Origin of the sequence: Kitasatospora sp. NPDC127111 (assembly GCF_042677465.1) — a bacterium.
In the GTDB taxonomy this organism is placed as follows: domain Bacteria; phylum Actinomycetota; class Actinomycetes; order Streptomycetales; family Streptomycetaceae; genus Kitasatospora.
Window position 1 is genome coordinate 1 of sequence record NZ_JBHXTG010000036.1, and the last position, 6139, is coordinate 6139.

General features: G+C 73.7%; 5 protein-coding genes, 1 tRNA gene and 1 pseudogene. 3 read left to right on the forward strand and 4 right to left on the reverse strand.

Annotated features, from left to right (window positions below; translation table 11 throughout):
- Nucleotides 1-204, reverse strand: a pseudogene (locus ACFVHB_RS21720) (hypothetical protein); the annotation flags it as partial.
- 305 nt (nt 205-509) lie between these two features.
- On the opposite strand from ACFVHB_RS21720, the gene ACFVHB_RS21725 reads away from it, so the two are divergent.
- From ACFVHB_RS21725 to ACFVHB_RS21735, 3 genes are all read left to right on the forward strand, one after another.
- Nucleotides 510-591, forward strand: a tRNA-Leu gene (locus ACFVHB_RS21725).
- A 145-nt stretch (nt 592-736) separates the two neighbouring features.
- Entirely contained in the window at nt 737-1621 is an 885-nt protein-coding gene (locus ACFVHB_RS21730; protein ID WP_380324556.1) for a Bax inhibitor-1/YccA family protein, read from the forward strand.
- Nucleotides 1622-1702: 81 nt separating this feature from the next.
- Nucleotides 1703-2044 carry a hypothetical protein gene (locus ACFVHB_RS21735; protein ID WP_380324559.1) on the forward strand — a complete coding sequence of 114 codons (342 nt, stop codon included), beginning with the start codon at nt 1703-1705 and terminating at the stop codon, nt 2042-2044.
- 170 nt (nt 2045-2214) lie between these two features.
- Here the strand turns inward: ACFVHB_RS21735 and ACFVHB_RS21740 are convergent, their stop codons facing one another.
- From ACFVHB_RS21740 to ACFVHB_RS21750, 3 genes are all read right to left on the reverse strand, one after another.
- On the reverse strand, nt 2215-3183 hold the full coding sequence (locus tag ACFVHB_RS21740) for a hypothetical protein (protein ID WP_380324562.1): 969 nt from the start codon (nt 3181-3183) through the stop codon (nt 2215-2217).
- A 317-nt stretch (nt 3184-3500) separates the two neighbouring features.
- On the reverse strand, nt 3501-4721 hold the full coding sequence (locus ACFVHB_RS21745) for an acetyl-CoA C-acetyltransferase (RefSeq protein WP_380324565.1): 1221 nt from the start codon (nt 4719-4721) through the stop codon (nt 3501-3503).
- A gap of 117 nt (nt 4722-4838) precedes the next feature.
- The gene (locus ACFVHB_RS21750; protein WP_380324568.1) at nt 4839-5966 is read right to left on the reverse strand and encodes an SGNH/GDSL hydrolase family protein; all 1128 of its coding nucleotides are present in this window, start codon (nt 5964-5966) and stop codon (nt 4839-4841) included.
- Nucleotides 5967-6139: the final 173 nt, after the last annotated feature.

The following is a 6139-nucleotide window of genomic DNA, read 5'->3' on the forward strand; positions in this document are numbered from 1 at the left end:
GTCGAGGGCGACGACGCGGGTCTCCCCCTCCCCGTAGACCTTGTTCAGGCCGGTGGCGCGGGCGGCCGCCCGGCCGGTGCGGACGGCGGTTGCGGTCGACGTGGTCACGGGGGTGCTCCTTGGGGTCGCGGGCTGCGGGAGGCGCCGGAGGCGGCGGGAGGTCGTCGGACGGCCGGTCCCAGGGGCATCCGGCCGTACCTCCATGCTCCGCCACGTGATCGCGGCGTTCGTCGCTCCGCCGGACGGTTGGCCCGACCACCGCTGGGCGTACGCGCAGGTGACGCCCTCCTCCTCCGGTATGACACCGACCCTGAGCGGAACCCCGGTGGCCGGATCGCGTGCCTTTGGGTGGCCAAATCACGAACTGTTCGTCAGATGGCAAGGAAACATGACAACTTCCCCGGCTGGGAACATGCGAAAGGGCGATGTGGGCGACTAGGCTCAGGGGTGGCCCGGGTGAAGGTGGAGCACATCGCCTCCGAACCATCACCGGGGCTGCTCCACAGGACGCCCGGATGGTGGAACGCAGACACGGGCAGCTTAAAACTGCTTGGCCGTGAGGCCGTGCCGGTTCGAGTCCGGCTCCGGGCACCTATCGACCCTGCGGGGGCGCCGAATCCGGCGCCCCCGCAGGGCGTCGTCCACCGGATCCTCCTCGCGGCGTATCCCCATTCTTTTGCCAAGCCATTACCCTTGTCGTTCGGGCGGTGCAGTGCCGCCACGGAGGGAATGAGCAATGAGAAGCAGCAACCCGGTCTTCTCGCGGGAGGGGTCGTTCACCCGCGAGCCCGGCTACGCGGGTTTCGGCACCCCGCAGGCCGGGAGCCCGCACGCCGGCAACCCGTACGGCGACAACCCGTACGGCAACAACCCCTACGCCCAGCAGGTGCCGGGCCAGGTGCCGCTGACGGACGACCAGCTGGTCGAGATGTACCGCGCGCCGTCCGCCGGTCCGCTGGCGACCGGGCGGATGACGCTCGACGACGTGGTCGCGCGCACCGCGATGACGCTGCTCACCCTGGTCGCCTTCGGCGCGCTGGCCTGGTTCGCGCTGCCGGCGCGGAACTTCGGTTTCGCCGGCGCCGCCTCGCTGATCGCGTTCGTGGTCGGCCTGGTCATCACCTTCAAGCCGAACGTCAGCCCGCCGCTGATCCTGCTGTACGCGGCCCTGGAGGGCTTCGCGATCGGTGCGGTGACGCACGTCCTGAACACCATCTGGCCGGGCATCGCGATCCAGGCGGTGCTGGGGACGGCGGCGGTGTTCGGCGCGATGCTGTTCGCGTACAAGTCCGGCCGGATCCGGGTCACCCCCCGGTACACCCGGATCGGCATCGCGATCGGCCTGGGCTTCGCGGTCCTGCTGATGGTCAACGTGCTCGCGGGGATGTTCGGCTCCGGCCTGAACCTGTGGGCGGGTCCGCTGGGCGTCGCTGTCGGTCTGATCGGCATCGCCATCGGCGCCTTCTACCTGACGCTGGACTTCAACGAGATCGAGCGGGCGATCGCCCAGGGCGCGCCGCAGAAGGAGGCCTGGCGGGCCGCCTTCGGGCTCACCCTGTCGCTGGTCTGGATCTACATCGAGATGCTGCGGCTGATCGCGAGCCTGCGCGGCGACGACTGATCACCGTGTCGTCGGTGCACCGCCGCCGGGCCCCGGAGCGCTCCGCTCCGGGGCCCGGCGGCTTTTGGTTAGGCTCACGGCATGCCTGATGCACAGCCCCTGGTCGAAGCCGTCGACGCCCTGGCGGATCGTTTCCGCTCGATGCCGCAGAGCAAGCTGCTGGGCGCCGTGCCCGGGTACGGGTCGCGGGCGGCGGCCGCGTTGGCGCTGGCCCGGCGGCTGGCCGCGCTGGCGCTGGAGGCGGAGGGCGGGCCGGCGCGGGAGTTCCCCGACGCCGGGGCGTTCGCGGTGGGGGACCAGTTGGCCGTCGCCGGGCACGACCTGGCGGCCGCGCTCGCGGCGCTGCCCGAGGACGACGAGGTGACCGCGGTGCTGGCCGGGGCGGTGGCGGCGGTGGGCGAGACCGCGGCGCTCTGCGCGTAGGCGCGGGTGCCGACACGGGCTCGGGCTCGGACACGGACACGAGCTCGGGCTCGGGCTCGGGCGCGGGGTCGGTGCCGGACCCGGGGGCCGGAGTCGGGGCCGGACACGTCGAAGGCCGGCCGGATCGGTAACCCCCTGATCCGGCCGGCCTTCGCGAGCGGCGGTGGTCGTCAGATGCTGGCGACCACCCGGTCGGCGAGCACGTAGACGGCGTCCTCGTCGGTGGAGAAGGTCAGCGAGTACGAGCCGGAGAACCGCGAGCCGCCGAGCAGCCGGACGTCCTCGCCGGCCCGGACGGCGTCGATCAGCCGGTACGCGGCCTCGCGGTCGCCGGGGGCGACGCAGAGCGTGGTGCCGTCGGCGAAGGCGTACACGTCCAGCGTGCCGAGCGGGCCGGGGCGGACGTCCACCAGGGCGACGCGGTCCTCGGCGAGCGCGGTCAGCCGGGTGTCGGTCCACTCGCGGGACGGGGTCTGGCTGGGCACGAAGTCGGGGTGCGAGGGGTGGCGGCGCGGGTCGGGAGCGGCCGCCGGCGCCTCCTGGACGGCCGGCTCGGCGTCCAGCAGCCCCGCCTCCAGGCCGGTGGCCAGCAGGTCGGCCTCGCGCCGGGCCCGGGCGTCACCGCCGTGCTCGGCGGCCGGGTGGCCGGCCGGGTGCCCGGCGGGGTGGCCGGGGCGCAGCGGGGCGCCGCCCTCGGTGCCGGGCTCGGCGGCCGGGCCGATGCCGCCCTCGTTGATCAGGTCCTCCAGCGCGGAGCGCAGCGCCTCGCCGAACTCCGGGTCCATGGTCCCGGCGTTGTCGGCGGCGTCCTGCGGCCCGGTGGGCCGGGGGAAGAAGAGCGGCCACTCGTCGGTGGTGCCGAGCACGCTCGCGAACGGGGAGTCGAACAGCGGCGCGTCCTCGGCCGCGCGGGCCTCCTGCTCGGCCCAGAAGGCCCGGGCCTCGGTGATCTCCCGCTCGCGGTCGGCGGCGAGCGCCTCGGCGACGGCGCGGCGTATCGCGGCCTCGTCGACGGGTGCGGGCGTGGCGGCGGCCGCGGCCTGCGCGTCCAGCCGGCGGGAGAGTCCCCGGAGGTGGAGCAGCACGGCGGCCGACACGGCGATCAGGACCAGCAGCAGGATGGTGTAGACGGCGCTCACGGAACGTACTCCTAGGGAGGAGTGGAACGGGGTTACGTCTCCACACTGCCGCATGCGGGGCTGTTACCGCAGTGGCGAATGTCTAATTTGTCCGTGACTTTCGCTCTTGTCCCCAAATTGTTAGGTAACACCGTTCTACGCAGCGGAGTTGATCCGCTCCGCACTGTCGATTTCCGGTCCGGATCCGAAAGAAAAGAGGGCCGGATCGACCTCTCGGTGTGATCCGGCCCTCAATTACGCTGCGTCACTCCAAATGGGTGGTCCGAACCGCCCGGGATTGACATCCCGGGGGCCGCGCCCCCGGGAGGCGCCGTGGGTCAGCTGAGGCGCTCGATGACCATCGCCATGCCCTGGCCGCCGCCGACGCACATGGTCTCCAGGCCGAACTGCTTGTCGTGCCACTGCAGGGAGTTGATCAGGGTGGTGGTGATCCGGGCGCCGGTCATGCCGAAGGGGTGGCCGACCGCGATGGCGCCGCCGTTGACGTTCAGGCGGTCGAGGTCGATGCCCAGGTCGCGGTAGGACGGGATGACCTGCGCGGCGAAGGCCTCGTTGATCTCGACCAGGTCGATGTCGCCGATGGACAGCCCGGCGCGCTTCAGCGCCTGCTTGGAGGCCTCGACCGGGCCGTAGCCCATGATCTCGGGGGAGAGGGCGCTGACGCCGGTGGAGACCACCCGGGCGAGCGGGGTGATGCCCAGCTCACGGGCCTTGGTGTCGGACATGATGACCAGGGCCGCGGCGCCGTCGTTCAGCGGGCAGCAGTTACCGGCGGTCACCGTGCCGTCCGGGCGGAACACCGGCTTCAGGCCGGACACGCCCTCCAGGGTCACACCGGCGCGCGGGCCGTCGTCGGTGCTGACCACGGTGCCGTCCGGCAGCGTGACCGGGGTGATCTCGCGCTCCCAGAAGCCGGCCTTGATGGCGGCCTCGGCGAGGTTCTGCGAGCGGACGCCGAACTCGTCCTGCTCGGCGCGGGTGATGCCCTTGAGCGCGGCCAGGTTCTCCGCGGTCTGGCCCATCGCGATGTAGGCGTCCGGCAGCAGGCCGTCCTCGCGCGGGTCGTGCCACTCGCCGCCGCCCTCCTCGGCGCGCTTGGCGGTGCGGGCCTGGGCCTCGTCGAACAGCGGGTTCATGGTGCCCGGCATGCCGTCCGAGGTGCCGTTGACGCTGCGCGAGACGGTCTCGACGCCGGCCGAGATGAAGACGTCGCCCTCGCCGGCCTTGATCGCGTGCAGCGCCATGCGGGTGGTCTGCAGCGAGGAGGAGCAGTAGCGGGTGATGGTGGCGCCCGGCAGGTAGTCCATGCCCATCTGGACGGCCACGATGCGGGCCAGGTTGTGGCCCTGCTCGCCGCCGGGCAGGCCGCAGCCCAGCATCAGGTCGTCGATCTCGCGCGGGTCCAGCTGCGGCACCTTGGCGAGCGCGGCCTGGATGATGTGCGCGGTCAGGTCGTCCGGGCGGACGTCCTTGAGCGAGCCCTTGAAGGCCCGGCCGATCGGCGAACGGGCGGCGCTGACGATGACGGCTTCGGGCATGGCGGGCTCCTCGCTGGGTGACCTTCGGACTGTCCTTCGGGCTGGGGCGCCCGGGCGGCCGCCCGGCCGGGGCCGGTCGGACGCGGACGTCCGGGAGGAAAGTTACCGCCTGGTAGATCAGGCGTCACCCGCCCCAGCGTGTGAGCTGGCCGACGTATTCCCGTCCCCCGCCGCGGGTTCCGACGCGGGTTCCGCCGCAGGCTCCGCTGCGGGCTCCGTCGCAGGTCCCGCCGCGCCCGCCTCCACCGTCCAGGCGGCGGGCAGACCGATCCGCAGCCGGTGCCGCAGAAGGGCCCAGCGCCGGATCGTGCCCTCGGCGCCCACCGCCGTCACCTCGGTCCCGGACCGGCCGGCCGCGGCCGCCGCGGCCACCGCCACCGGCAGCACCGCCTCGCCCGGCACCGGCCCGGCCGGCCGCTCCTCCTCGGGCCAGATGCCGAGCACGGCGCAGAGCGAGGGCAGCACGGCCATCGCCGCCGTCGCGTAGCCCTGGGCGGACGGGTGGTAGCGGTCGGCGGCGAACATCTCCGGACGCGCCGCGAACTCGGGCCCGAGCAGCGAGCCGAGCGACACCGTCCGGCCGCCCGACTCCACCACGGCGATCGTCTGCGCGGCCGCCAGCTGCCGGCTCAGCCGCCGGGCCACCCAGCGCAGCGGCGGGCGCACCGGCTTGATCGTGCCGAGGTCCGGGCAGGTGCCGACCACCACCTCGCAGCCGTTGGCGCGCAGCGCCGCGACCGCCTCGCCGAGCTGGCGCACCGCGAGCTGGGCCGGGCTGTGCCGGGTGACGTCGTTGGCGCCGACCATGATCACGGCGATGTCGGGGCGGTGCCGGAGGGCCAGCTCCAGCTGGCCGGAGAGATCGGCGGAGCGCCCGCCGGAACGGGCCACGTTCACCAGCCGGACCGGCCGCTCGGCCACCGAGGCCACGCCCGCGGCGAGCAGCGCGCCCGGGGTCTCGCGGGCCCGCAGCACGCCGAGGCCGGCGGCGGTGGAGTCGCCGAGGAAGGCCAGGACGAGCGGCGGCTGCGGGTCGGCGCCGTCGGTGAAGGCCTCGCCGTAGACGTCGTCGGCCTTGGGCGGGTCGCCCTCCAGGATGCCGATGGCCTGGATGGCGAGCTTGCTCTCGGTCAGCAGCAGGCCGACCAGGCCCACCCCCAGCAGGCCGAGCCCCCCGCCGCCGTACGCCGCCGCGGTGGCGATCCGGCGGGCCACCCGGGCCCGCGACTCCTGTGCCCCTGGCATCCGGTGCCCCCTTCACGTCCTCGTGCCGCCCCGACGGGGCCTCTCCAGTGCACCTGTACACCCCCTTTACCCGCGTTGGCGGCGCGCTACGACCGCGGTGGGCCATCCGTGCGCCGGGGGCGGTGCGGGCAAGGGGGTGGTGAGGTTTCGCGGGCATGACGGGGAGCCTGCGG

What these genes read in the sequence shown, in the direction of transcription:
- ACFVHB_RS21730 (WP_380324556.1), top strand. Translation starts at nt 737, where the DNA reads ATGAGAAGCAGCAACCCGGTCTTCTCGCGGGAGGGGTCGTTCACCCGC.
- ACFVHB_RS21735 (WP_380324559.1), top strand. Translation starts at nt 1,703, where the DNA reads ATGCCTGATGCACAGCCCCTGGTCGAAGCCGTCGACGCCCTGGCGGAT.
- ACFVHB_RS21745 (WP_380324565.1), bottom strand. Translation starts at nt 4,721, where the DNA reads ATGCCCGAAGCCGTCATCGTCAGCGCCGCCCGTTCGCCGATCGGCCGG.
- ACFVHB_RS21750 (WP_380324568.1), bottom strand. Translation starts at nt 5,966, where the DNA reads ATGCCAGGGGCACAGGAGTCGCGGGCCCGGGTGGCCCGCCGGATCGCC.